General features: G+C 65.8%; 23 protein-coding genes and 1 pseudogene. 7 read left to right on the plus strand and 17 right to left on the minus strand.

The annotated features are described in order from the left end of the window. Positions 1-63: 63 nt before the first annotated feature. Genes AB0L63_RS27535 through bioB form a run of 3 tightly spaced genes read right to left on the minus strand, consistent with a single transcriptional unit; the run spans position 64 to position 2083 of the window. Positions 64-789, minus strand: coding sequence for a DUF2567 domain-containing protein (locus AB0L63_RS27535; RefSeq protein ID WP_364506292.1), 726 nt, complete (start codon positions 787-789; stop codon positions 64-66). Between the two features lie 2 nt (positions 790-791). Beyond that, entirely contained in the window at positions 792-1019 is a 228-nt protein-coding gene (locus AB0L63_RS27540) for a hypothetical protein (protein ID WP_364506295.1), read from the minus strand. Between the two features lie 50 nt (positions 1020-1069). After that, a complete protein-coding gene (gene bioB, locus AB0L63_RS27545; RefSeq protein ID WP_364506298.1) occupies positions 1070-2083 on the minus strand; it encodes a biotin synthase BioB in 1014 nt (337 codons plus the stop codon). A 178-nt stretch (positions 2084-2261) separates the two neighbouring features. Between bioB and AB0L63_RS27550 the strand changes: the two genes are divergently transcribed. After that, entirely contained in the window at positions 2262-2846 is a 585-nt protein-coding gene (locus tag AB0L63_RS27550; RefSeq protein WP_364506301.1) for a TetR/AcrR family transcriptional regulator C-terminal domain-containing protein, read from the plus strand. A 625-nt stretch (positions 2847-3471) separates the two neighbouring features. On the opposite strand, the gene AB0L63_RS27555 is transcribed toward AB0L63_RS27550, so the two are convergent. The 8 genes from AB0L63_RS27555 to AB0L63_RS27590 form a co-directional block, all read right to left on the minus strand. Continuing rightward, on the minus strand, positions 3472-4815 hold the full coding sequence (locus AB0L63_RS27555; RefSeq protein WP_364506304.1) for an LLM class flavin-dependent oxidoreductase: 1344 nt from the start codon (positions 4813-4815) through the stop codon (positions 3472-3474). After that, positions 4812-5561, minus strand: a complete 750-nt coding sequence (locus AB0L63_RS27560; RefSeq protein ID WP_364506306.1) for an ABC transporter ATP-binding protein — start codon at positions 5559-5561, stop codon at positions 4812-4814. Before AB0L63_RS27560 ends, AB0L63_RS27555 begins: the two co-directional genes overlap by 4 nt. After that, positions 5537-6400, minus strand: coding sequence for an ABC transporter permease (locus AB0L63_RS27565; protein WP_364506309.1), 864 nt, complete (start codon positions 6398-6400; stop codon positions 5537-5539). The genes AB0L63_RS27560 and AB0L63_RS27565 overlap by 25 nt, the downstream gene beginning before the upstream one ends. Before the next feature lie 2 nt (positions 6401-6402). Then, positions 6403-7491, minus strand: coding sequence for an ABC transporter substrate-binding protein (locus AB0L63_RS27570; protein WP_364506311.1), 1089 nt, complete (start codon positions 7489-7491; stop codon positions 6403-6405). A 94-nt stretch (positions 7492-7585) separates the two neighbouring features. Next, entirely contained in the window at positions 7586-8752 is a 1167-nt protein-coding gene (locus AB0L63_RS27575; protein WP_364506314.1) for an alpha/beta hydrolase, read from the minus strand. 148 nt (positions 8753-8900) lie between these two features. Then, entirely contained in the window at positions 8901-9344 is a 444-nt protein-coding gene (locus AB0L63_RS27580; protein ID WP_364506317.1) for an SRPBCC family protein, read from the minus strand. Between the two features lie 68 nt (positions 9345-9412). Continuing rightward, complete coding sequence (gene bioD / locus AB0L63_RS27585; RefSeq protein WP_364506320.1) at positions 9413-10090, minus strand: dethiobiotin synthase; 678 nt, start codon at positions 10088-10090, stop codon at positions 9413-9415. After that, entirely contained in the window at positions 10087-11235 is a 1149-nt protein-coding gene (locus tag AB0L63_RS27590) for an 8-amino-7-oxononanoate synthase (RefSeq protein ID WP_364506323.1), read from the minus strand. The genes bioD and AB0L63_RS27590 overlap by 4 nt, the downstream gene beginning before the upstream one ends. A 134-nt stretch (positions 11236-11369) precedes the next feature. Here AB0L63_RS27590 and AB0L63_RS27595 point away from each other — a divergent pair, with 134 nt between their 5' ends. Continuing rightward, positions 11370-11690 (plus strand): hypothetical protein, encoded by a 321-nt coding sequence (locus tag AB0L63_RS27595; protein WP_364506325.1) that lies wholly within the window; start codon positions 11370-11372, stop codon positions 11688-11690. A gap of 11 nt (positions 11691-11701) precedes the next feature. On the opposite strand, the gene AB0L63_RS27600 is transcribed toward AB0L63_RS27595, so the two are convergent. After that, positions 11702-12970 (minus strand): adenosylmethionine--8-amino-7-oxononanoate transaminase, encoded by a 1269-nt coding sequence (locus AB0L63_RS27600; protein WP_364506328.1) that lies wholly within the window; start codon positions 12968-12970, stop codon positions 11702-11704. Between the two features lie 73 nt (positions 12971-13043). Next, the gene (locus AB0L63_RS27605) at positions 13044-13481 is read right to left on the minus strand and encodes a MarR family winged helix-turn-helix transcriptional regulator (protein WP_364506330.1); all 438 of its coding nucleotides are present in this window, start codon (positions 13479-13481) and stop codon (positions 13044-13046) included. Between the two features lie 30 nt (positions 13482-13511). Between AB0L63_RS27605 and AB0L63_RS27610 the strand changes: the two genes are divergently transcribed. The 3 genes and pseudogenes from AB0L63_RS27610 to treY all read left to right on the plus strand — a co-directional run bounded on the left by AB0L63_RS27610 (position 13512) and on the right by treY (position 18717). Continuing rightward, the gene (locus AB0L63_RS27610) at positions 13512-14057 is read left to right on the plus strand and encodes a cupin domain-containing protein (protein WP_364506333.1); all 546 of its coding nucleotides are present in this window, start codon (positions 13512-13514) and stop codon (positions 14055-14057) included. A 104-nt stretch (positions 14058-14161) separates the two neighbouring features. Then, positions 14162-16237: pseudogene (gene glgX / locus AB0L63_RS27615) on the plus strand (glycogen debranching protein GlgX); the annotation flags it as partial. Positions 16238-16302: 65 nt separating this feature from the next. Further along, positions 16303-18717 (plus strand): malto-oligosyltrehalose synthase, encoded by a 2415-nt coding sequence (treY, locus tag AB0L63_RS27620; protein ID WP_364506502.1) that lies wholly within the window; start codon positions 16303-16305, stop codon positions 18715-18717. Here the strand turns inward: treY and AB0L63_RS27625 are convergent. Both AB0L63_RS27625 and AB0L63_RS27630 read right to left on the minus strand, forming a co-directional pair. After that, positions 18703-18960: a hypothetical protein gene (locus AB0L63_RS27625; RefSeq protein WP_364506335.1), complete on the minus strand. Its 258-nt coding sequence runs from the start codon at positions 18958-18960 to the stop codon at positions 18703-18705. The two genes, treY and AB0L63_RS27625, sit on opposite strands and share 15 nt — an antisense overlap. A gap of 409 nt (positions 18961-19369) precedes the next feature. Beyond that, positions 19370-19585 carry a hypothetical protein gene (locus tag AB0L63_RS27630; protein WP_364506338.1) on the minus strand — a complete coding sequence of 72 codons (216 nt, stop codon included), beginning with the start codon at positions 19583-19585 and terminating at the stop codon, positions 19370-19372. Positions 19586-19671: 86 nt separating this feature from the next. Between AB0L63_RS27630 and AB0L63_RS27635 the strand changes: the two genes are divergently transcribed. Both AB0L63_RS27635 and ilvA read left to right on the plus strand, forming a co-directional pair. After that, the gene (locus tag AB0L63_RS27635) at positions 19672-20106 is read left to right on the plus strand and encodes a nitroreductase family deazaflavin-dependent oxidoreductase (RefSeq protein ID WP_364506341.1); all 435 of its coding nucleotides are present in this window, start codon (positions 19672-19674) and stop codon (positions 20104-20106) included. Between the two features lie 85 nt (positions 20107-20191). Beyond that, positions 20192-21550 carry a threonine ammonia-lyase IlvA gene (gene ilvA, locus AB0L63_RS27640; protein ID WP_364506344.1) on the plus strand — a complete coding sequence of 453 codons (1359 nt, stop codon included), beginning with the start codon at positions 20192-20194 and terminating at the stop codon, positions 21548-21550. Positions 21551-21628: 78 nt separating this feature from the next. On the opposite strand, the gene AB0L63_RS27645 is transcribed toward ilvA, so the two are convergent. Both AB0L63_RS27645 and treZ read right to left on the minus strand, forming a co-directional pair. Continuing rightward, entirely contained in the window at positions 21629-22879 is a 1251-nt protein-coding gene (locus AB0L63_RS27645; protein ID WP_364506347.1) for a serine hydrolase, read from the minus strand. A 70-nt stretch (positions 22880-22949) separates the two neighbouring features. Continuing rightward, positions 22950-24704 carry a malto-oligosyltrehalose trehalohydrolase gene (treZ, locus tag AB0L63_RS27650; protein WP_364506350.1) on the minus strand — a complete coding sequence of 585 codons (1755 nt, stop codon included), beginning with the start codon at positions 24702-24704 and terminating at the stop codon, positions 22950-22952. Positions 24705-24716: the final 12 nt, after the last annotated feature.

Consider the following 24716-nt stretch of genomic DNA (forward strand, 5'->3'; position numbering starts at 1 on the left):
TCCCACAATTCTAGGCCGTCCCGGTACGTCTGTACCGCCGCGTGGGCAACGGTTCGGATAACGTTAGCGAGCGCCATCCGAACCAGGCGGTCCGAAGCCGCCATAGGGAACACCGTAGGGCACCGTCCCGCCGTTCACGGCGCCATGGTGCGGATCGGCACTCTGGACCGTCGCGAATCCGCTTGCCGCAGTGCAGTATGGCCGCGCATCGCCGAACGGTCCGCTGAATCCGGTGCCGAGATCCTCTGTCGGACTGAGCGCCGCGAGGAACAGCACGATCAGCGAGGCGAACAGTGGTTGCACGATCAGCGCCAGCCAACTGCCGACCTCGACCGGCAGCCGCACGATCTGGCCGACCGAGGGATCGTACGGCATCGGATGCTGCCATTGCATGATCTGCTCGCCGACCTTCGCCATCACGTAAGCGCCTGCGCCGGAACCGATCAGCAGTCCCAATTGCAGCAGCGGTCCGCGCGGGCGACGCCAACGCCACACACCGATGGCCGTCAGCACACCCAGCACGGCACCGATGCAGACAAAGATTGCCAGCGCGTCGAACTGGTGCACACTCTCGCCGGTCAATGCCGCGCCCTTGGCCGGTACCGCACCGGCGCGCGCCTTGACCACCAGATACTGCTCGGAAGGCGCCGCGAACGCCCACAACACACCGCCGAGCACGCTGAGCAGCACCACCCCGACCGCGATCAGCGCGGCCGCCCGCAGCTCACGCCGCACGCCAACCAGCCGAGCCGAGCCGGCCGGCCCGCTGACGTCGCCGTATTCGGTCACCACTAGCGATGTTCCAGATTCTTCGAATCCAGTTCCCCGTGCCGCGAGCACCTCGCCCACCAGCCGTCGGGGCTGACCTGCACGATCATGCGGCGGCCGCACTGTTCGCAGAAGCGCGGCGGTTCCAGTCCCAGCGCCGCGGCGGCCGGGACCGGATCGTCGAGACCCGGCACGATGCGTTTGCCGGTGAACGGGTTGTAGCGCTCGTCCATATCCATGACAGTACTCATGGCACCAGCCTCTTTCGTGATGCTTGCGTACTCAGTATTCGGCAGCCGGATCACAGTGTTTCGTTGAGCGCCTTGATCGGCATCTTCAGCTCGCCGAGCAGGTCCAGATCCGACTCGGCGGGCCGACCGAGGGTGGTCAGATAGTTGCCGACGATGACGGCATTGATACCGCCGAGTATGCCCTGCTTGGCGCCGAGGTCGCCGAGGGTGATCTCGCGACCGCCCGCGAAGCGCAGAATGGTGCGCGGCAGCGCGAGCCGGAATGCGGCCACGGCGCGCAGTGCGTCAGCGGCGGGTAGCACCTCGAGGTCGCCGAACGGGGTGCCGGGACGCGGGTTGAGGAAGTTCAGCGGCACCTCGTCGGGCTCGAGTTCGGCCAGGTTCGCCGCGAATTCCGCACGCTGCTCCAGGGTTTCGCCCATGCCGAGGATGCCGCCGCAGCAGACCTCCATACCGGCCTCGCGCACCATGCGCAGGGTGTCCCAGCGCTCTTCCCAGGTGTGCGTGGTGACGACATTCGGGAAGTGCGAACGGGAGGTCTCGAGGTTGTGGTTGTAGCGGTGCACACCCATGGCGGCGAGCTGGTCGACCTGTTCCTGGGTGAGCATGCCGAGCGAACACGCGACCTGGATGTCGACCTCGTTGCGGATGGCCTCGACACCGGCTGCGACCTGCGCCATCAGCCGCTCGTCCGGACCACGCACGGCCGCGACGATGCAGAATTCGGTGGCGCCGGTCTTGGCGGTCTGCTTGGCGGCCTCGACCAGGCTGGGGATATCGAGCCAGGCGGCACGCACGGGCGACTGGAACAGACCCGACTGCGAGCAGAAGTGGCAGTCCTCGGGGCAGCCGCCGGTCTTGAGGCTGATGATGCCCTCGACCTCGACCTCGGGACCGCACCACTTCATGCGCACCTCATGCGCGAGGGCGAGCAGTTCCTCCAGCCGGTCGTCGCCGAGCCGTAACACCTCGAGGGTCTGCTCCTGGGTCAGGCCTTCGCCGCGCTCGAGCACCTGCTCGCGGGCGGTCGCCAGAATATCGGTGTGGACGGGTGCCTGGGTCACTGCACGAATCCCTTCGTCCGGCCGAGGTGGCCGTGCAACTTGAACGGTGTTCAGGCTAGGGTAGCGGTAACAGTGAGTCAAAATACGCGCAGCATGAACGACGGGCCTGGAGGCGGCAGCGAGCGTAACCACGCAGGGCCCCGGGAATGCCGCATCGAACACAGCGGAAGGAAACACCGTGCAGCTGCACCGCGCGGACGTGGTCGACGGCGCCATCGCCATACTCGACCAGTACGGTCTCGCCGACCTGACCATGCGCAGGCTCGCCGGTTCACTCCAGGTCCAGCCGGGGGCGCTGTACTGGCACTTCCCCAATAAACAGGCGCTGCTCGGCGCGGTGGCCGACCGGATCCTGGCCCCGATGGAGGATCCGGTCGAGGCCGAGGACTGGTCGGCCCAGATCACCGAATTGGCGCATCGGCTGCGCGGTTGCCTACTCGCCTATCGCGACGGCGCCGAATTGGTCTCGGCGACCTACGCTTCCCGACTCACCACGAGCAAGGGTCGGGAACGACTCGCGGGCGCGGCGATCCGCGGCGGAATGCCACGGCCGGAAGCGGAACACGCGGCGTACACGCTGCTGTACTACGTGCTCGGGCAAACGGTGGACGAACAGTCCAGAATGCAAATGGATTCGGCCGGCGCGCTGACCGAGGACGCCTCACCGCTGAACGAAACCCCTGACGCGACAGCACGTTTCGATTTCGGTCTGCAACTGTTCGTCGGCGGTGTGCGGCACCTGCTCGGCACCCGCGTACGCTGAATCCCGCGTCGGCGCACGCGCCTGGAAGGAACGGTCCCGATGCCCATCTCCGATCCGGCCGGTCCTGCCGAAGCGGCGGGGTCATCCAGAACATCCCGATGCCGTGGTCGTTTTCGGCAGGCGGGTGCCAGCCCGTGTCTTCGGAACCGTCGGTGCCTCGAACAAGCCGTCCACGCCTGGGATATCGCCGCAACCCTATCGGTCGCGCCGCCCATCCCGGAGCGCCTCGCCCGCGAATTACTCTCGGTAGCACCGGAACTCGTCGCGATCGCCGACAGATGGCCCCTGTTCGGTCCGCCGGCCGAACCGCCGACCACCGACCCGGGCGACCAACTCCTCGCCTACCTCGGCCGAACCCGACCAGTACCCTGAGATACCCCAGCGCATCGGTGCAGCGAGCACCTCACCGTAGGTGCAACCCATGCGAGACACGCACTAACGGATTCCGTTGTGGCGCGGACCTGGTCGCTCACCTCGTCCAGGCCGTACGAAGTCGGCATCGCAGTCATCGGGACCCGACGCTGTCGAGCACCAGTTCGGCGGTCGCCTGCCCGCGTGGTCCGAGGTTGTCGCCGATGGTGCGAGCGGTCGATTCGCCGGGCTCGATACGGGCCGGTGCAGGTGCTCACGGCGCGAGCGCCGGTCGCTGGGCATACCGGCTCGTCGGGCGCGCCAGGCCGAAGTGGTCACGCAGCGTGGTTCCGGTGTATTCGGTGCGGAACAGGCCGCGCCGCTGCAGGATCGGGACGACCTGCTCAGCGAAGACCTCCAGACCACCCGGGTAGTAGGGCGGCATCACGTTGAAACCGTCGGCGGCGCCATTGCGGAACCATTCCTCGATGGTGTCCGCGACCTGCTCCGGCGTGCCGGCGAAGACTCGATGTCCACGGGCACCGGCGAGACGGTGCAGCAGCCCGCGCACGGTGGGCCGTTCCCGCCGCACGATCCCGGCGACGACCTGCCGACGGCTGCGGTCGTTATCGGTGACATCACCCGCGTCGCTGAACAATTCGAGCGGCACCAGTTCATCCAGCGGCAGCTGCCGCAGGCTCTGCCCCGCGATGGCCTCCAACTGCTTCAGCCCGTATTCGGGCACCGTGAGCTCGTTGAATTCCCGCTCCAACTGTTTGGCCGCCGCTTCGGTATCACCGATGAACGGACTGATACCGGGCAGAATCTTGATCTGCTCGGCGTCCCGGCCGAATTCGGCGGCCTTGCCCTTGATATCGGCATAGAACGCCTGCGCATCCGCCAAGCGCTGATGCGCGGTGAAGATCGCCTCAGCGTACCGGCCCGCGAACGCCCGTCCGTCATTCGAAGCACCGGCCTGGACAAGCACCGGATGCCCCTGCGGGGTGCGCGGCGCATTGAACGGCCCACGCACACTGAGGTATTCGCCGACGAAATCGATCGGGTGGATCTTATCCGGATCGGCGTAGATGCCCGCCTCCTGGTCCAGCAGGATGGCGTCGTCCTCCCAGCTGTCCCACAGCGCGACGACCGCATCGACGAATTCCCGTGCCCGCGCGTACCGAGTCGTGTGGTCGGGATGTTTGTCGAGCCCGAAATTCGCTGCGGCGAGGTCAGTTCCGGTGGTGACGATGTTCCAACCCGCCCGGCCGCCGGAAATGTGGTCCAGCGTGGAGAACAGCCTGGCCAGGTTGTATGGCTCGTAGTAGGTAGTGGACGCGGTGGCGATCAGACCGAGATGGGTTGTGGCCGTTGCGATCGCGGTGAGCAGTGTGATCGGTTCCAGCCCGGAGGCGGCATTGTGTTCGACATCGGTGCGCAATGCGGGCCCGTCGGCGAAGAACACCGCATCGAGTTTCGCCGCTTCGGCGGTGCGGCCGATCTCCTGGTAGTAGGCGACATCGTAGATCCGGTCGGGTCGGCTCTGCGGATGCCGCCAGGCTGCCTCGTGATGTCCGGCGGGGTAGATGAACGCATTGAGGCTGAGTTGGCGTGTCATGAGGCCTTCTTCTCATCGGATAGAGCCCCGACATCGACGCCGAGGCTGGAAAGTAGCAGTTCACGCAGGCGGTGGAAGTCCGGATCGATGTGGCGGCGTGGACGTTCCAGATCGATGCGCTGATCGACGGCGATGCGCCCCTTGTCGAGTACGAGGACGCGGTCGGCGAGCAGTACCGCCTCATCGACATCGTGGGTCACCAGCAAGACGGCCGGCTTATGCCTGGCGCACAGATCCAGCAGCAGCACATGCATCTTGATGCGGGTGAGCGCATCCAGCGCCCCGAAGGGCTCATCGGCCAGCAGCAACTCCGGCTCCCGCACCAGCGATCGCGCCAAGGCGACGCGCTGCTGCTCACCTCCGGAAAGCTCCTTGGGCCAGGCCTTTTCCCGCCCCGCAAGCCCTACCTCGGCCAGCGCGGTGCGACCGCGCTCGGCGGCATCAGCGCCTTTCAAGCCGAGAGTCACATTGTCCAGCACCCGATTCCACGGCAGCAGCCGCGAATCCTGGAACACCACCGCACGTTCCGTTGGCACCCGCGACTCACCCGAGCCGGGTACATCACGATCCAGCTCGGCCAGCGCGCGCAACAAGGTGCTCTTGCCCGAACCACTGCGTCCGAGCAGCGCGACGAATTCGCCGCGCGCGATATCGAGATCGATACCATGCAACACCACGCGATCGCCGAAACCCCTACGCAGCCCGCGGGTTCGCACCACATTCAGTCCGCGATCGTCTGCCGCCATGACAGCGCCCTCCGTTCCGTCGCGCGCACGGCGAGATCGCCGAACAGTCCGAGCAGGCCGTAGATCACCAAGCCGACCACGATGACGTCGATCTGTCCGTAGGTTCGCGCTTGTGTCATCAAATAGCCGATGCCGCTGGTGGCATTCACCTGTTCGACCACGACCAGCGCCAGCCAGGAAATCGTCACCGCCAGCCGCAACCCGGTGAAGAATCCGGGCAGTGAACCGGGCAGCGCGATCCGTCGAATGAAACTCCAGCGCGAAAGTCCCACCGTCGCAGCCAATTCCACATAATGGCTATCGACGCCGCGCAATTGCGCGTGGGTATTGATGTAGATCGGAATCGCGACACTGGTCGTGATGACTATGAGCTTCATTTCCTCACCGATGCCGAACCACACGATGAACAGCGGGATCAGTGCCAGCGTCGGAATCGAGCGTTTGATCTGAATGGGCCCGTCCAGTAGCGCCTCACCGACCCGGCTCAACCCGGCGATCAAGGCCAGCACAACACCGATCACCACGCCGAGCCCGAGCCCCCAGGCCGCGCGCTTCAGCGAAGTAAGCAGATTGGACTGCAACCTGCCGTCGGCGAGCAGATCGCGCGCGGTCTCGGCGACCGTCCACGGCGCGGGCAGTGTCTGCTCATCGAGTGCGCCCGTGGCGGATCCGATCACCCATGCCGCGATGAGCAACGCGGGCCCGATGGTGAAAGCGAGCGGAATCGGGCGGCCCGGTCCGAGCCGGGGCCGAATCGACTTGCGACGGGACAATACCGGCTCCGCGGTGGTGCGCGAGCTGTGTCCCCGGCCGAGTACGCCGACATTTACGGTGGCCATTGCTATTTCGCCTTCGGTTCGAATGCGGCGCCGCTCTCGGTGACGGCCTGGGTGACAATGGCGTCGAAGCGCAGATCGAAACCGTCCGCGGCGCGCACCTTCTTGGGCAATTCGCCCGCCTTGTCGATCGCGTCGATGGTGACCTGCTGGCGATCGATGAGCTGCTGATCCAGATGCGGGAAGACGTACGTGCCGAGCGAATCGACAATGCGCTTGGCATCATCGACGCTGACCTTCTGGTTCTCGACGTAATACTTGCGCGCCCACTCCTCCTGATGGGTATTGACCCATTGGTAAGCGCGAATATAGGCAGCGACAACTGCCCTTGTCGCGGCTGCCTTGGCCGGATCGGTCACCGCGACGCGGCGCGCGTACAGGTAATTGACACCGCCATAGATCCCGATGGTCTCCGAATCCGGGATCAGTGCAGCACCCGGGGTGCGCAGCAGCCGAGTGACATGCGGTTCGACGAGCGGAGCGATATCGACCTGACCGGTACGCACCGCGTCCAAGAATTCCGCGAGCTGTAACCGAACCAGTTGTACGTCGATGGTTTTCAATCCGGCCTTATCGAGAGCCCGCAGCACCGCGGCCTGTTGCGCGGTACCCTCCGCATAGGCGATCTTCTTTCCCTTCAGATCGGCCAGGGTGTTGACCGTCTTACCTGGAGCCACAGCGAGTTTCAGCGCATTGGGATTGGTTTGGTAAGCCGCGATGATCGGCACGTCCTGCCCGGCGACCTGCGCATGAATCGGCGGAACATCGCCGACGGTCGCGACATCCGCGGCGCCCGCCCGGAATGCCTCCAGAATGGCCGGACCGCCGATGAAATTGGCGAACTCTACCTTGAACGGCAGCTTGTCCAGCTCACCGGAGAACTGGAGTACCGACTTGAACCGCTCCTGCTGGTCGGCGAGTACGAGTTCGGTGCCGGCGGGGATTTCGGTGGGCAGCGGCGCGTCGGTTTTACCGACCGGCTTATTGTCGCTCGCACAGCCGGTTATACCCAGGCTCGCAACGGTCGCCGCAGCGAGCAACGCGGCAATTGTGCGCCCGCGCAGGCCGGTCAGGAACGTACGTGGTCGGAACATGCGGTGATTGAATCAATACGAAACCGGCACGCATATGGTTTGTCTTAGCCTGATTCCAACTGTGTTCACACACCCCCGCCCGCTGCCATACCCCTCAGCGCGGTGCCGCCGCCGCCGACGTCGCGCGCACCTGTTCCTGGTATCGCTGGATGAACGGCAGGATCTGCTGTTCGATGATCTGGTTGTAGGCATCGGGACGCTGCATCGGATTGGCGTGCCCGGTATTTCGCGGCATGACGACCAGCAGTGCGCCGTCGACGCCACCGGCCCGCTCGATGAGCACCTGATGGGAGTACTCGACATCCACCACCCGGTCGTTATCCGGATCGCGCGGTCGGATGAAGACAATAGCCGGGCGCGGTTTGCCGTCGGCGGGCCGGGACAGCGCGCGCAGATCGTTGATGGCTCCGCCCGCCACAATCGCCAGGAACTGGGTTTCGATCAGGCCGTTGCTGGCCGCGTCATGGGAGAAAACCTTCTCGCGCAACACTTCTTCGACGACATCGAGCAATGGCTCGAGCCGGATCCCGGGCAACCCCTTGGCCCCGCGATCGACGAATCGGTCACGGCGCGCGTAGGTTTCGACCGCCAGCCGCAGGGCGCGGCTTTCCCGTGCCCCGGGCAGCCAGCCCATCCAGCGCACCATGTCCTCGCCCGCACCGCGACTCTCCGGACGCACCGCAGTCAAATCCACCGGCGTGCAGTCCAAGATCACCGCCACCAACTGCCGATCGCTTTCCAGATGGATATGCCGCGCGACCTCGAGCGCGATGACCCCGCCCATGCTGTGTCCGACCAGCACGATGTTCTTCAGCCCCGACATATCGGCGGCGCGGATGATCAGATCCGCGATCACCTTGGTGTCGATACCTTGATTGTCGTACTTGATGGCCCAGACCACGCCCATGTCGCTGAGGGCGGGCAGTGCGGCTGCGGTATTGCTGGCATTGAGGCCGCCGAGTCCGACCATATCGACGACGACGGTGTCCCAGTCGCGATCGTGCGCGGGGGTGGCGATCGGCAGGACGGCGGGTTCGGTCCGCGCGAGGCGATCGCGTTCCGGGGTGACGTCGTACACCCAGTACTGGGCGAACACGACGAGCCCAGCGAGCAATACCAAGGCGACCCGCAGCAGCGCCAACCTGGTACGGCGCAACGTCTGCCACCCGTGCCCGAGACGAGTTTCCCGAAGCCGGGCCCTCCGTCGCGCGGCGTCCCAGTCCGAAACGGTGGACGGGTGCCGATCGTCCAACGGCGACATCTTTTCCACTCTAGGTACGGTTCCCGAGTGCTGCCAGGCAACCCGATAGCGGCCCTCGACCCGAGTAGATCCGCGAACAGCTCGAGCGCTGGAATACGCTGCCCGCCGCCAGCATTGAGCCGTGCGCGGACGCTGGGGGCGGTAGGTGCTATCCGGGCAGTTCGCCGGTTTCGGCCAGGGTGGCGAGCTTGCCGAGTGAGAGGCACCAGCCGAGTTCGTTCTGGTCGGGCGGGACGCCCTCGGGCAGTCCGTCGTGCACAGCGCTGATCCGGGTGCCGCCGTCAGCGTCGGCGAGGTCGATGGTGATGGTCATTTCGGCGGTCATCGCGGGATTGTCGGTCTCGAATTCGACGAGCTGGACCACCTGCTCATCGGGGACCAAACAGACGAAGCGACCGTGGAAGGTATCGGTCTGCGCGGTGGTCTTACCGGTATCGGTCGGCTCGTCATAAGTGAGCGAAACCCGGAAGTTCCCGCCCTCGCGCGGGTCGAACTCGTGCACCTGGCTGCTCATCCCGGTCGGCACCTGCCAGACCGCTACCGCGTCCGGGTCCAACAGCAGGCGATATACGGTCGCCCGCGGCGCTTTCACATGCCAGCTCATCCGAGTGGACGCCACGGGTCGAACGATATTCGTTCCGATCCCGATTCGGCAGAGAGCTACCGGCCCAGCACGGACCAACCGGCAGTGAACCACCCAGGTGCGGCGGCGCAGAAGCGCTCTCGATCCCACGCACCCGCACCCGCGGGCACCACCCCGACCAATTCGACTCCGGTAATCCGCGGCAGATCAGCGCGATTGCACTGCTCGGCCAGCCCGGGATCATCGGGCCAGGAGCCGATCACCAGCCCCGCACAGCGGACGCCGGCAGATGACAGTGCGCGCGTGGTCAATTCGCTGTGGTTGAGGGTCCCGAGCCCGGCCGCCGCGACCACGACCACCGGGGCGTCGAGCTTCTGCGCCAGCTCGAGCAGCGTGAATTCGCCGAGGCGGACCAGCAATCCGCCCGCCCCTTCCACCAAGGTCAGATCCGCCTCGGCGAGCGAGTCGATGGCAGCGGCGGTTTCGCTCAGCGTCAACAGCGGCTGCCCGGACCGAAGCGCGGCGGTATCCGCCGCCAACGGATCGGGATAGCGGGCGATCTCGAGCGTTCTCGTCACACCGGTGAGGCGTTCGACTTCGGCGAGATCGCCGGGTTCACCTGGCGTCACACCGGTTTGGGCCGGTTTGCACACGGCCACCGACCGACCGGCGGCCAGCGCGGTCGCGGCGAGCGCGGCGGTCACGACGGTCTTGCCGACATCGGTCGACGTACCGGTCACGAACAGCACACTCATGCGATCACCAAGCCACGCGCCTGCGCCAGCACCTCGGTGAGAACCGTTGCGATGGTGGTGAGTTCGTCGGAAGTCAGATTCGCCCGTGCGGTGAGCCGCAACCGCGATGTCCCCTCCGGCACCGATGGCGGACGGAAGCAACCCACCTCCAGCCCGTGCGCGCGACAGGCTTGCGCGGCGTCATGGGCAAGCTGGGCGTCGCCCAGCACCACGGACACCACCGCCGAATCCGGTTCCGCCACACCGGCGATGCGTGCGATATCGGCCGCCCGCTCCAACACCCGACCCGCCATCGCGGGCTCCTGACGCAACAACCGCAGCGCCGCCCGCGCCGCACCGACCGCGGCGGGCGCCAGCCCGGTATCGAAGATGAATGTGCGTGCCGCATCGATCAGATGTGCACGGACCCGCTCGCTGGCCAACACCACACCGCCCTGTGCGGCAAAGGCTTTCGACAGGGTCGCGGTGACAACGAGATCCGGTTCCCCGGCCGAACCGACCTCGTGCACCAGCCCGCGCCCACCCACACCGCGCACACCGAGCCCGTGCGCCTCATCCACGATCAGTACCGCACCATTGGCCCGGGTGACCCGGTGCAACTCGGCCAGCGGCGCCAGATCACCATCGGCGCTGAACACCGAATCGGTAAGCACCAGTGCCCGTTCCTCGGTCCGCTCGGCCAGCAACCGCTCGACCGCCTGCACATCGCAATGCGCGGCGATCGCCACGCGCGAGCGCGACAGCCGGCAGGCATCCACCAGCGAAGCATGACTGCCCGCATCAGAGACGACCAGCGCGTCCCGCCCGGCGAGCGCGGTCACCACCCCGAGATTGGCGGCATAACCGGAGGCGAAGACCAAACCGGCCTCGGCACCGACGAATTCGGCGAGTTCGGTCTCGAGCTGCTCGTGTTCGGCGGTGGTCCCGGTGACGAGCCGGGATCCGGTCGATCCGGCACCCCAGCGTCGCACGGCATCGATCGCGCCCTCGATCACCTCCGGATGACGGACCAGCCCGAGGTAGTCATTGGATGCGAGGTCGATCGACGGCGACTGGGCCGCGCGCGGCCGCAGCTCGCGGCGCAATCCCACGCGCACGCGCTCGGCAGCGCGTTCGTCAAGCCAGCCCAACGGATCGGTAATCACAGCTCCGCAGCATACTTGAACATCGTTCAAGCCGCATCTGTCGGGGTGGGTGCTGGTACCGTGGAAACCAATCGTTGAAGGTTCGTCACCGACCAACGGTGGCGCGGCATTTCCGCCAAAGGGAGCAGGGCCGAATGCCACGGTGGGCGATAGTCGTCGAAGAGACAACAGGTTCCGGCGATCACAAGCGTTGGTCGCCGCGAGTACTCGCGGAGGTGGTCGGCACTCGCGAGCAGGCGCTGACCAAATTGCATTCGCTCGTGCCCACATTCACCCCGCAGCATCCGAGACTGCCGGGTCGCCGGATCCTGCTGCGCGACGGCGACACCTATCTGCTGATCGCCTGCGGCTGGGCCGACGACTACCACTACGTCTTCCGGGTCTGGGAGATCGTCTCCGACACCGACCGCCCCGAAAGTGCGGGCAGCGAGCACAACACCCGCAAACGTGCCTGATTCCTGCCGCATTACGCCCGAGCGGCGGCGACCATACCGGCGGTGATGCGTTCGATGTCCTCGGTCGTGCTGATGAAGGGCGGCATGGTGTAGATCAGATCGCGGAAGGGGCGCAGCCACACGCCCGCTTCGACGGCGGCGTGGGTGGCCTTACGCATATCCACCGGATGATCGAGTTGCACAACGCCGATCGCACCGAGCACCCGCACATCCGCCACCCCCGGCAGCGAACGCGCCGGGGCCAGACCGGCTTTCAGTTCCGATTCGATACGGGTCACCTCGGCGCGCCAATCCCGTTGCAGCAGCAGCTCGATCGAGGCCACCGCGACCGCACACGCCAGCGGGTTACCCATGAAGGTCGGGCCGTGCATGAGTCCGCCGTGCTCCGCGCTGATGGTCGCCGCGATCCGAGAGGTACACAGAGCGGCCGCCAAGGTCAGATATCCGCCGGTGAGCGACTTGCCGACACACAGCACATCCGGACACACCCCGACGTGATCGGCCGCGAAAAGCGTTCCGGTGCGGCCGAATCCGGTCGCGATCTCATCGAAGATCAACAGCACCCCGTACTCGTCGCTCAGGCGCCGCAGGTCGGTCAGATACCGCGGATCGTGCCAGCGCATCCCACCCGCGCCCTGCACGACCGGCTCCACGATGACGGCCGCGAGTTCGTCGGCATGTGCGGCCAGCAGCCGTTCGAACTCGGCCACATAGTCGTCCGAATATTCGCGCGGCGGCGCGGGGGCGAAGATCTGCTCCGCGAGCACATCGGTCCACAGCGCGTGCATGCCACCCTGCGGATCGCACACGCTCATCGGCGTGAAGGTATCGCCGTGATATCCGCCGCGCCAGGTGAGCAGCCGCCGCTTCGCCGGCTTACCCATCGCGCGCCAGTATTGCAGGCACATCTTCGCCGCGACCTCGACCGATACCGAACCGGAGTCGCACAGGAATACCTTGTCCAGACCGGCGGGCGTCAGCTCGACGAGCAATGCGGCCAATCGGGCAGCCGGTTCATGGGTGAGCCCGCCGAACATCACATGACTCATCCGCTGCGACTGCGCCACCAGCGCAGCATCCAATACCGGATGCCGATAACCGTGGATGGCGGCCCACCACGAACTCATCCCGTCGACCAATTCCCGACCGTCGGCGAGGGTCAGCCGGGTTCCGGAAGCACCGGAAACCACCAGCGGTTCGGTCGTCGCGGGAAAACCGCCGTACGGATGCCAGACATGTTCGGCGTCGATGGCGGTGATCTCGTCGGGGGTCAATGCCACAGGATTCCTCGCGGTCGCGACGGGCCCGGCCAACCGGGGCTTGAACGGTGTTCAAGTTACCAGGGCGGTGAATTCAGTCGATCAACGCCTCGCGCACGCGGCTCAACGATCGCCGCAGATCAGCCAACGCGCGCTCGCCGAGACCGGCCTCCAGCTTTCGCTCGAGCTGCCTGATCCGCTCCACCGCTACGCCGAGCGCCGCATCCCCCTCGGCAGTCAGCACGACGAGCCGCGCCCGCCGATCACCCGGGTCGACCTGCCGTTCCACATACCCGCATCGCTCCATATGCGTCACCAATTCCCCCATCGACTGCTGCGTCATGCCCGCCTCCTCGGCCAGCGCACTGATCCGCGAACCCTCCGGCGCCAGGTAGCGGAACACCGCGTAGTGCGCCGGGCGCAGGTCGTCGCGCAGTGCCGCCCGCAGTTCCCGATTCAGCTCGCGTTCGAAGGCGTGCGTCGCCTGACCGAGCAGCTTCAACAACGTGGTGTGAGGTTCAACTGTTGACACATTACAAAGGATACCTTTATACCTGGAGATATGGGCGACACACTCACCTTTCGTAACGGCCACCGCATCACCCTCGTCGCACGCGGCACGGACGAGCGCGGCCCCTACCTGCGGCTGGAACATCAACTGCCGGAAGCGGACCGGCAGGCGGGCCCGCATTGGCATCCGGTGCTCAGCGAATCGTGGACCCTGCGGCACGGTCGGCTCCGCTTCAAGATCGATGGCACGGAAATCGTGGTGCATCCAGGCGATTCGCTCACCGCACCCCCGCGCGCGGTACACGAGTTCTGGAGTGAGGCGCCCGATACCGTCTTCGAGCATGAGATCCGCCCGCCGCTGCGGCACTGGGAGATGTTCCAGCTATGGCACAACCTCGATGCCGCACACAAGACCACCGTGCGCTCACGGATGCCGCGCAACCCGTTGGCGCTGGCATTGCTGTGGGATTACCAGGATGGCTATCTCGCGGGCATCCCGGTCTGGTTGCAGCATGCGGTGATCGGCGGACTCGCCCGGCTGGCCACCCGAATCGGCTACGGGCGGCGCTGGCTCGAAACCGGCCCCGACCAGGGCTGACTCGCTCGGCGGCAACCACCCACACGGACTGCGATCCGACTGACGCTAGTGTTTTTGACATGGCTCAGCCCGACGCAGCGACCGGTGAGGTGACACCCCTCGGTGTCTGGCCGGGCACCGCCTACCCACTGGGCGCGACCTACGACGGCGCAGGCACCAATTTCTCGGTGTTCTCCGAGGTTGCCGACACGGTCGAACTGTGCCTCATCGCCAGGGACGGGACCGAAACCAGAGTGCCGTTGGAAGAGGTCGACACCTACGTCTGGCACGCCTATCTCCCGACCATCGGACCGGGCCAGCGCTACGGTTTCCGGGTGCACGGACCCTACAATCCCGAGCACGGATTGCGCTGCGATCCAAGTAAATTGCTGCTCGATCCCTACGGCAAGGCGTTCGACGGCGAATTCGACAACGACCCCTCGCTCTACACCTATGGCCAGGATTCGCTGGGGCACACCATGACCAGCGTGGTGATCAACCCGTTCTTCGACTGGGGCGCCGACCGTCCACCGAATCGGCCCTACCACGAGACGATCATCTACGAGGCGCACGTCAAGGGCATGACGATGACGCATCCGGATATTCCGGAGGAATTGCGGGGCACCTACGCCGGCATCGCGCATCCGGTGATCGTGGAACATCTGAAGGGACTCGGCATTACCGCGATCGAGCTGATGCCGGTGCACCAATTCCTGCACGACCGTGTCCTCTTGGATCAGGGCCTGCGAAACTACTGGGGCTACAACAGCTTCGGCTACCTGGCGCCGCACAACGAATACGCGGCCAGCCCGCGCGGCGGCGCGGCGGTGACCGAATTCAAGGCCATGGTGCGCGCACTGCATGCCGAGGGAATCGAGGTCATCCTCGATGTGGTCTACAACCATACCGGCGAGGGCAATCACCACGGGCCGACCCTGGCCTTCCGTGGTATCGACAATGCCGCCTACTATCGCCTGGCCGACGAGGACCCGTCGCACTATATGGACTACACCGGCACCGGTAACAGCCTGAACGTGCGCCACCCGCATACGCTGCAGCTGATCATGGACTCGCTGCGCTACTGGATCCTGGATATGCACGTCGACGGCTTCCGCTTCGACCTCGCCGCCACCCTGGCCCGGGAACTGCACGATGTGGACCGGCTCTCGTCCTTCTTCGATCTGGTGCAACAGGATCCGGTAGTCAGTCAGGTGAAGCTCATCGCGGAGCCGTGGGATGTCGGCGAGGGCGGCTACCAGGTCGGCAACTTCCCCGGCCAGTGGACCGAATGGAATGGCAAGTACCGCGACACCGTTCGCGACTACTGGCGCGGTGAACCCGCCACTCTCGGCGAATTCGCCTCCCGGCTCACCGGATCCTCGGATCTGTACGAGGCCACCGGGCGCAGGCCGAGCGCGAGCATCAACTTCATCACCGCACACGACGGCTTCACCCTGCGGGATCTGGTGTCCTACAACGAGAAGCACAACGGGGCCAATCGCGAGGGCAATCGCGACGGCGAGAGCTACAACCGCTCATGGAACTGCGGGGTGGAGGGCCCCACCGACGATCCGGACATACTCGCGCTGCGCGCCAAACAGAGTCGCAATCTGCTGGCCACGCTGGTGCTCAGTCAGGGCACCCCGATGCTCGCGCACGGCGACGAGATGGGCCGCACCCAGCAGGGCAATAACAATGTCTACTGCCAGGATTCACCGCTGGCCTGGATGGATTGGTCGCTGATGCAAACGAATTCGGACCTGTTCGAATTCACCAAGCGAGTGATCGCCTTGCGCACCGCGCACCCGATATTCCGCCGCCGCCGCTTCCTGGCGGGCCGGCCGATCCGTTCGAAAGATCATGCCCACGATATCGCCTGGCTCACCCCAGCGGGTGAGGAGATGACCCCAGCCGACTGGGACAGCGGTTTCGGCAGGTCGCTGACGGTATATCTCAACGGCCTCGGCATCAACGAACCCGGCCCGCGCGGCGAGCACATTACCGACGATTCGTTCCTGCTGTGCTTCAACGCCCACGACGGCGGCCTCGACTTCGCACTGCCCGATCCGGATTACGGTGCCGAATGGGCTGTCGCGCTGGATTGTTCGGTACCCGACGGCCGCGCCGATGCCACCTATCCTGCAGCGAGCATCATCGCCGTCCCCGCCCGATGTCTGCTCGTCCTCCACTGCCCCGCATAACCGAAACGCCGATGACCGAGACGCCGAAGATCGAGACGCTGAAGATCGAGACGCCCAAGTCCGATATGCAGACCCACCACACCGACCCCATCGCCCGTGGCCGCAAGCCGGCCCGGCCGACAACGGTCCGCAGCACCTACCGACTCCAGCTGCGCCCCGACGCGTTGACCTTCACCGATGCCCGCGTGATCGCGGAATACCTACAGCAGCTGGGTATCTCGCATCTGTACCTGTCGCCGGTCCTGACCGCAACGGTCGGTTCGACGCACGGTTACGACGTCACCGATCCCACCACCGTGTCGGCGGCTCTCGGTGGCCCGGCCGGACTCAAGGCGCTCGCGGACGAAGTGCGCAGCCGCGGTATGGGTTTGATCATCGATCTGGTGCCCAACCATGTCGGCGTGGCCGATCCCCGGCAGAACCCGTGGTGGTGGGATGTACTGCGCAACGGCCGCGCTTCGCAGTTCGCGCATTTCTTCGATATCGACTGGAGTGCGGGCAATGGCGCGGGCGGTCGGTTGGCGCTGCCCGTGCTGCAGAGCGAAAACGATCCGGCCGCACTGACGGTGGACCGATCCGGTTCGGAACCGATGCTGGCACTGCACGATCTGCGCTTCCCCATCGCGGCGGGCACCGACGGCGACAACGCGTTGCGCATCCACGATAAACAGCACTACCGGCTGGTCAGCTGGAAGGCGGGGCTGTGCACCTACCGGCGGTTCTTCGCGGTCAGCAGCCTGGCCGCGGTGCGCCAAGAGGATCCCCAGGTCTTCGAGATCACGCACCGCGAACTGGCCGCATGGTGCGAACACGACCTGATCGACGGTGTCCGGGTCGACCATCCGGACGGATTGTCTTATCCCACCGCATATTTGATGAAATTGCGCCGGCTCATCGGCCCGCGCCGGCTACTACTTGTGGAAAAGATCCTCGCCAATCGCGAACCGCTGGACTCGACGCTGCCGGTCGACGGCACCACAGGCTACGACGCCCTGTCCGACTACGGCGGCGTACTGATCGACCCCGACGGCGAACAGACGCTGACCGAACTGTCGCGCAAGCTCGCCGGGCATGGCAGCGACCGCGCCTGGATCGGCGAAACCGAACACCGGATCAAACGCGCGGTGGCGGAGAACATTCTGGCCCCGGAGATCCGGCGCCTGGTCGTCGCGATCAAGCGCGATGCGCATGCCGAAAGCTTCGACACCATGGCATTGACCAATGCCACCATCGAGGTGCTGGCCTTCATGCCGGTATATCGAGTCGATTACGCACCGCTGGCGGGTATGACCGGCGCGGTGGTCGCCGAGGTGGAGAAGCGCAACAGCGAACTGACGGTGCCACTGAGTGTGCTGGTAAGGGCGTTGGCGACCGATGGCGAGGCGGCCGTTCGATTCAGTCAGGTGTGCGGTGCGATCACCGCCAAAGCCGTCGAGGACACCATGTTCTATCAGGCGGCGCGGCTGGTATCGCTGCAGGAAGTGGGCGGCAATCCGGCCCGATTCGGCCACTCGCTCAACGAATTCCACCTGTCCAATAGCGAACGCGCACAACGCTGGCCCGCCACCATGACCACACTGTCGACGCACGACACCAAGCGCGGTGAGGATGTGCGGGCCCGGATCGGGGTGCTGTCCCAGGCCGCGGATACCTGGGCGCGTGCTGTCGAATCCTGGCAGGAAATCACGCCCGGTCCCGACGGTGCGACGGCATTGTTCCTGTTGCAGAACATGTTCGGCGTCTGGCCCGCCGACGGCCGTCCAGCCTCCTCGGTGGCCGGACTGCGCGAGCGACTGCATTTGTTCGCGGAGAAGGCGATTCGCGAGGCCGGTGTCCACACCTCCTGGGAGGAACCGGATGCCGAATTCGAGGCGAAGGTGCACGGTTGGCTGGATGCGGTGATCGACGGACCGGTCGGCTCCGAAATCGGTGATCTGGTGCACGAACTCGCCCCGCACGCCTGGTCGGATTCGCTGTCGCAGAAGCTGCTGCAGCTGTGCGGGCCCGGAATTCCCGACATCTATCAGGGCTGCGAGCTGTGGGAGGACACGCTCGTCGATCCAGACAACCGCCGCCCGGTGGACTTCGCGGCCCGTGCCGGGCTACTGCAATCACTCACCGGCACACCGGCTCTGGATACCACGGGCGCGGCGAAAATGTGGATTGTCGCCTATGCGCTGTGGTTGCGCCGCGAACGTCCGGACTGTTTCGTCGGCGGCGCCTACCTGCCGCTGTTCGCCACCGGCGAGCAGGAGAGCAGGCTGGTCGCCTATGCGCGCGGTCGGGCCGCTGAGACGCCCGAGGTGATCGTGGCCGCCACCCGTCACAGCCTCGCGCTGGCCGAAACCGGATGGGGCGATACCACTTTGGAACTGCCGCAGGGCAACTGGACCGATCGGCTGACCGGCCATACCTTCCAGGGCCGGGCCCGATTGGAAAAGCTCTTCGCCCGGCTGCCGGTGGCGCTACTGGTGCGCTGAGGGCCGATCGAGCGTCATGGCCGTTACCGTGCCGGTCTTCTCGATCAACGTCTCGGGCACCACCCCGTCGTTATCCTTCAGCCAGCGACGCAGATTCGTCGGCCGATAGTCCGCGGCGTCGTGCACGGTGGAGGCCAGGCGCACGCCGCGGTCCCCGTCGGTGTACAGCCGCCGCCAGGAGTCCCAAGTAGAACCGCGGGGTGCGCGGTTCGCCTCGAGTCCGAGTCCGAACGCACCACCCATCAAGCGGTCGGCCAGGAAACCGCAGGCGCCCGGCCCGGAAACGTAGCTGACCCACTGTTGGATCGGCTCCCCCGACGGTTCCGGCGCCTCGCACCGGATCGTCTGCGCGATCTCGGCCAGGGTGTAACCGTCGAAAGTCCGAGGCGCGCAACCAACTTCAGCCTGCCCTGGAAACCTTCAATCGTCTCGATGCCGCACCGTTGGCCGAATACACCCGCACCGAACTCCCCGCCCTCCTCGACGTCGCGTAGCTCTCGATCAAGATCAGGTGGACTGATGGCGGTAGCTATTCGGGCAACGCCTCACAGATTCAGGTAGGCGGATAGGCCCGCAGCTTCCAGCGTCAAGACTGGTTGCGGTTGCGCCTGGGGCGAGGTGCCACACTCAGTCAGCGGCAGGTGCCACCCGACTACGTTCGATGGCTCGCGCCAACCTGGCCGACAACCCAACGGCCCGCCCCGACCCCGGCAGCGACCAGCACCGCCACCTGCGGCGACCCGGTGATCAGCGCGAGGACAACGCAAATGACCAGCCCCAGGGCGATCGCCTCGAGTTTGTACATCGGCCACGGGCTCCCGGCGATATCTACCGTCGCGGGACGGGTCGGAAGCGGGACCACTGCCATGTAGTCAGGGTACACGGATCATGAAGTTCGGGCCACCTAACATTTGCAGCGGGAACAGCGGCGGGTGTTGCGGCGTTACGGGTGTCATGCCATTGACAGGTGAGTACGGACCGAGCACATCCGATTGGGCTCGTGAGCAGGCTGAGCAGATCGAGAATTCCGGCGGGACCGAGGCGCTGACGCTAAAGGGCAAGCCCGTGATCGTCCTGACCAGTAAGGGCGCGAAGACCGGCCTGCTGCGCAAGACCGCGCTGATGCGGGTCGAGCACGACGGCGAATACGCGATCGTCGCCTCGCTGGGCGGTGCGCCGAAGCACCCCGTCTGGTACTGGAATATCAAGGCCGAGCCGCATGTCGAGCTGCGCGACGGCACCGCGAACAAGGACTACACCGCGCGCGAGATCTTCGGCGAGGAGAAGGCGCTGTGGTGGGATCGGGCGGTCGAGGCCTGGCCCGATTATGCGAACTACCAGACCAAGACGACCCGTGAGATCCCGGTTTTCGTCCTCACGCCACGGTAGCTCCGACCGGCAACCCGATCGTTTGCTCACCTCCCATGCGCACCCGCCGCGTCCGGCCGACGCGGCGGGTGGCAGCATATTTCGGGTGTCCAATCCGCTTGAACTCCTCGACGACCAGTCCACATCTCGGCCCGCGCTGACCGCGGACGAGATCGACGCCGCCGCCAAGCGAATTTCCGACATTATCGAGCCCACCCCGCTACAGCACAGTCCTCGGCTTTCCGCGCTGACCGGGGCGCAGGTCTATCTCAAGCGCGAAGACCTCACCGCCGTCCGTTCCTACAAGCTGCGCGGCGCCTACAACCTGATCGTGCAGCTCACCGACTCCGAGCGAGCCGCAGGCGTGGTCGCGGCCAGCGCTGGCAATCACGCCCAGGGCGTGGCCTTCGCCTGCAATGCGATGGGCATCAAGGGCCGCATCTACGTGCCGACCACCACGCCGAAGCAGAAGCGCGACCGTATCCGGGTACACGGCGGCGAGTTCGTCGAACTGATCGCTGTCGGGGAAACCTATGACGCCGCCGCCACGGCCGCCGCCGAGGATGTCGAGCGCACCGGCGCGACCATGGTGGCGCCGTTCGACGATCCGCGCACCGCGGCGGGGCAGGGCACCATCGCGCCCGAATTCCTGGAACAGCTCGGCGGTCGGACCCCCGACCTGGTGGTGATCCCGGTCGGTGGCGGTGGCTGTCTGGCGGGCATCGGCACCTATCTGCGGGAACGCTCGCCGCGCACCGGAATCCTCGGTGTGGAGCCGGCGGGCGCGGCTTCGATGACCGCCGCGCTGGTCGCGGGCGGCCCGGTGACGCTGCCGGAGATCGATCCGTTCGTCGACGGCGCTGCGGTGCGCCGGATCGGCCAGGTGCCCTACACCGCGATCGCCGCATTCGGCGGCCGGGCCATCTCGCACGGCTCGCTGCCGTTGCTGACCGCGACCGAATCACCAACGGGTGCGGGCGCTTTCCGCATGATGCAGGTCGACGAGGGCGCGATCTGCACCACCATGCTCGACCTGTACCAGAACGAGGGCATCATCGCCGAACCCGCGGGCGCGCTGTCGGTGACGGCGCTGTCGGATATCGCCATCGAACCGGGTTCGACGGTGGTGTGCCTGGTCTCCGGTGGCAATAACGACGTCTCCCGCTATGGCGAGATCATCGAGCGCTCATTGGTGCACCGCGGCTTGAAACACTATTTCCTGGTCGACTTCCCGCAGGAGCCGGGCGCACTGCGGCGGTTCCTCAACGAGGTACTCGGCCCCGACGACGACATCACCCTGTTCGAATATGTCAAGCGCAATAACCGGGAAACCGGTGCCGCGCTGGTCGGTATCGAACTCGGAGCGCCGGAGGGGCTCGGCCCGCTGCTGAAGCGGATGGAAGAGTCGCCGATCCAGTGCGAGCGCTTGGAACCGGACTCCCCCGCCTACCGCTACCTCACCTGACCAATCCACTCGACCAGAACCGGCCGCGCAGACATTGTCCGCGCGGCCGGTCTGTCCGCATCCTATCCGACTGGCCGATTACGCGGCCTCGGGCGTCTGCACCGGCGTTGCAGACCGGCGGGTCGTGCGCACCCCCGACATGACCATCGGCAACAGCCAACCGGCCGTGGCCTGGTCGAAACTCAGCTGCGCGGCCGAGAGGTGATTGTGCACGAATCCAACGGAGAGGCCGAGGCGGGGTTCGGCCCAGCCGAAGGAGCCGCCGAGACCGATATGGCCGAAACCGCCGTGTGCGCCCGGCATCGGCACCGAGTGATAGCCGAGGCGCCAGAGCATCGGGGCGTAGAACAGGGTGCGGTCGAGCCGGTAGGTCCGAATTCGACTGAGCGCCTTGATGGTTTGCGGTGTCAGATATTGCACGCCGCCCGCCATGCCGCCATTGGCCAGCGCGCCGTACATGGTGGCCAGGGCGGAGGCGGTGCAGACGCCGTTGCCCGCACCGAGTTCGGTATCGAGGATCGGCGGGATTTCGCCCTCCAGGATGGTCTCCAATCCGGGCAGGAACAGGCATCGGGCTGCGGCGCCGAACACACCGGGCAGACCATAGCTGCGACCCAAAATCCGTGCGCTGAACGGATTTCCGATCATGCTGAGCTGGGAGCCCGCCAACGGTGCGTAGACGGTGGACGAGTGCGCGGACGGCCGGCCCAGGTGCAGGCCGTCGATGCCGAGCGGTTCGGCGACCTCGGTGCGGAACAGGTCCGCCATCCCCTGGCCGGTAATGGCGCGGGCCAGTCCGGCGAGCAGCCAGCCAAAGGTGAGCGCGTGATAGGCCGGAGTGCCGAGCAACCGATCGGGTTTCGCGGCGGCGAGGCGCTTCTCCATCAGCTGGTGGTCGAGCACATCCTCGAGTCCGGCCGCGATCGGGTCGAGGCCACCGAGTCCCGCGCTGTGCGTCATCACCTGACGAATGGTGATATTGCCCTTGCCGTTCTGGCCGAACTCCGGCCAGTACTGCGCCATCGGCGCTTCGTAGTCGAGCAGACCGCGATCGGCCAGCCGGTGGATGACGGTCGCGGTGATGCCCTTGGTGGCGGAGAAGATGATCGCGCCGGTGTGCTGGGTCCAGGGCTTATTGCCCGCGCTCCCGGTCCAGATATCGACCAGTGGCTCACCGTACCGATGTACGGCCAACGCGCCGCCCGCCCCTCTACGGCGGCCGAAAACCTTCGCGAATGCGCGTACCAATGGTGCGAATTCGGCGGCTGCGCTGCCACCCACCCCATCGGGGAGATTCGCCGGGTCCCCGGGTGAAGCCACGTTGCTCATACTTCAACGTTAATGGCGCAGGTCACACTCGGCAATAATTGTGTCTCGGACAGTTGCTGCCAGTAAGTTTTCAGCAATCGATATCCGAGCTGAGATTCCGCTGCGAGCCCTCGAGTATCACAAACGAGCGCCCCGGTATCTCCGTCGCGGAGACACCTTCGGTCGCGAGTTCCCACGACAGCACCGAAACACCGACAATAGGTACGTTCACCTGCTTTTCAGAGAGGTTGCACACCAATGTCAGCGAGCCGCGATGCACCGCGATCCAGCGGGCGTTCTCGTCGTAGTCGACAGATACGCGCGTGAGCCACGGGTTCGCTACTTCGGCCCGACCGCGGCGCAAACCGATCAGTTTTCGATAGCAGGAAAGTAACCGAGTGTGTCGATTTTGCTCGCGTTCGGACCAGTCGAGCTTCGACCGCAGGAAGGTTTCCGGGTCTTGCGGGTCCGGGACGTCGTCGCTGCCCCAGCCGTGTTCGGCGAATTCGTCCTTGCGTCCGGTGGCGGTGGCGGCCGCGATCACCGGATCGGTATGCGAGGTGAAGAACTGGAATGGGGTGCGCGCGCCCCACTCCTCCCCCATGAACAGCATGGGCGTGTACGCCGAGAACAGCACCAGCGCGGCCTTGATCGCCAGTTGTCCGTCGGTCAGGTAGGCGCTGGGCCGGTCCCCGATCGCCCGATTGCCGATCTGATCATGGGTGCAGGTGTAGGCGAGCAACGCACTCGCCGGAATGAGTCGGGTATCGATCGGACGACCATGGATGCGGCCGCGGAAGCTGGAATACGTTCCGGCGTGGAAGAATCCGTGCGTCAGTGTCTGGGCCAGACAGCGCAGCGAACCGAAATCGGCGTAGTAGCCCTGATGTTCACCGGAAACCGCGGTGTGCACCGCATGGTGCAGATCGTCGTTCCACTGTCCGGTCAGGCCATAGCCGCCTGCCGCGCGCGGGGTGATGAGCCGCGGATCATTGAGGTCGCTCTCCGCGATCAACGACAGCGGCCTACGCACATGTGCGGCAAGGGATTCGGTGTCGGCGGCCAATTCGGCGAGCAGGTGGGTGGCGGTGCGATCGACGAGTGCGTGTACGGCATCGAGTCGCAGTGCGTCGATATGGAAATCGCGCAGCCAGCGCAGGGCATTCTCGATTATGAAGCGGCGCACCGGATCCGAGGCGGGACCGTCGAGATTGAGACTCTGCCCCCAGGTATTGCGGCCCTCGGTCAGATACGGCGCGAAGCGGGGCAGATAGTTGCCGGAGGGGCCGAGATGGTTGTAGACGACATCGAGGGCGACGGCCAAACCCTTTGCGTGGCAGGCGTTCACGAAGCGCTGCAAACCATCGGGTCCGCCATAGGGCTCGTGGACCGCATACCAGAGCACACCGTCGTAGCCCCAGTTGTGGTTGCCGTCGAAGGCATTGACCGGCATCAATTCGACCATGGTAATGCCGAGCTCGACGAGGTGGTCGAGACGCTCGACGGCGGCGTCGAAGGTGCCCTCGGGGGTGAAGGTGCCCAGATGCAGTTCGTAGATGATCGCCCCCGCCAGCGGGCGACCGGTCCAGCCCGCATCGGTCCACCCGGCCGGATCGAGCGCGTGCAGCGCCGAGCGGCCGTGCACGCCGTCGGGCTGCCGAGCCGAGCGCGGGTCGGGCAGGACGGTCGGGTCGTCGTCGAGCAGATAGCCGTAGCGCGCAGCCGGTGCGGCGAACACCTCGGCCCGCCACCAACCGTCGCCGGATCTGGTCATCGGATGCACGGCGCCATCGACCTCGATACGCACCCGTTCCGGTCGCGGGGCCCACACCTCGAACAAGGTCACCGAGCCAGCATC

The organism is Nocardia sp. NPDC051990, from assembly GCF_040680755.1.
Classification (GTDB): Bacteria; Actinomycetota; Actinomycetes; order Mycobacteriales; family Mycobacteriaceae; genus Nocardia.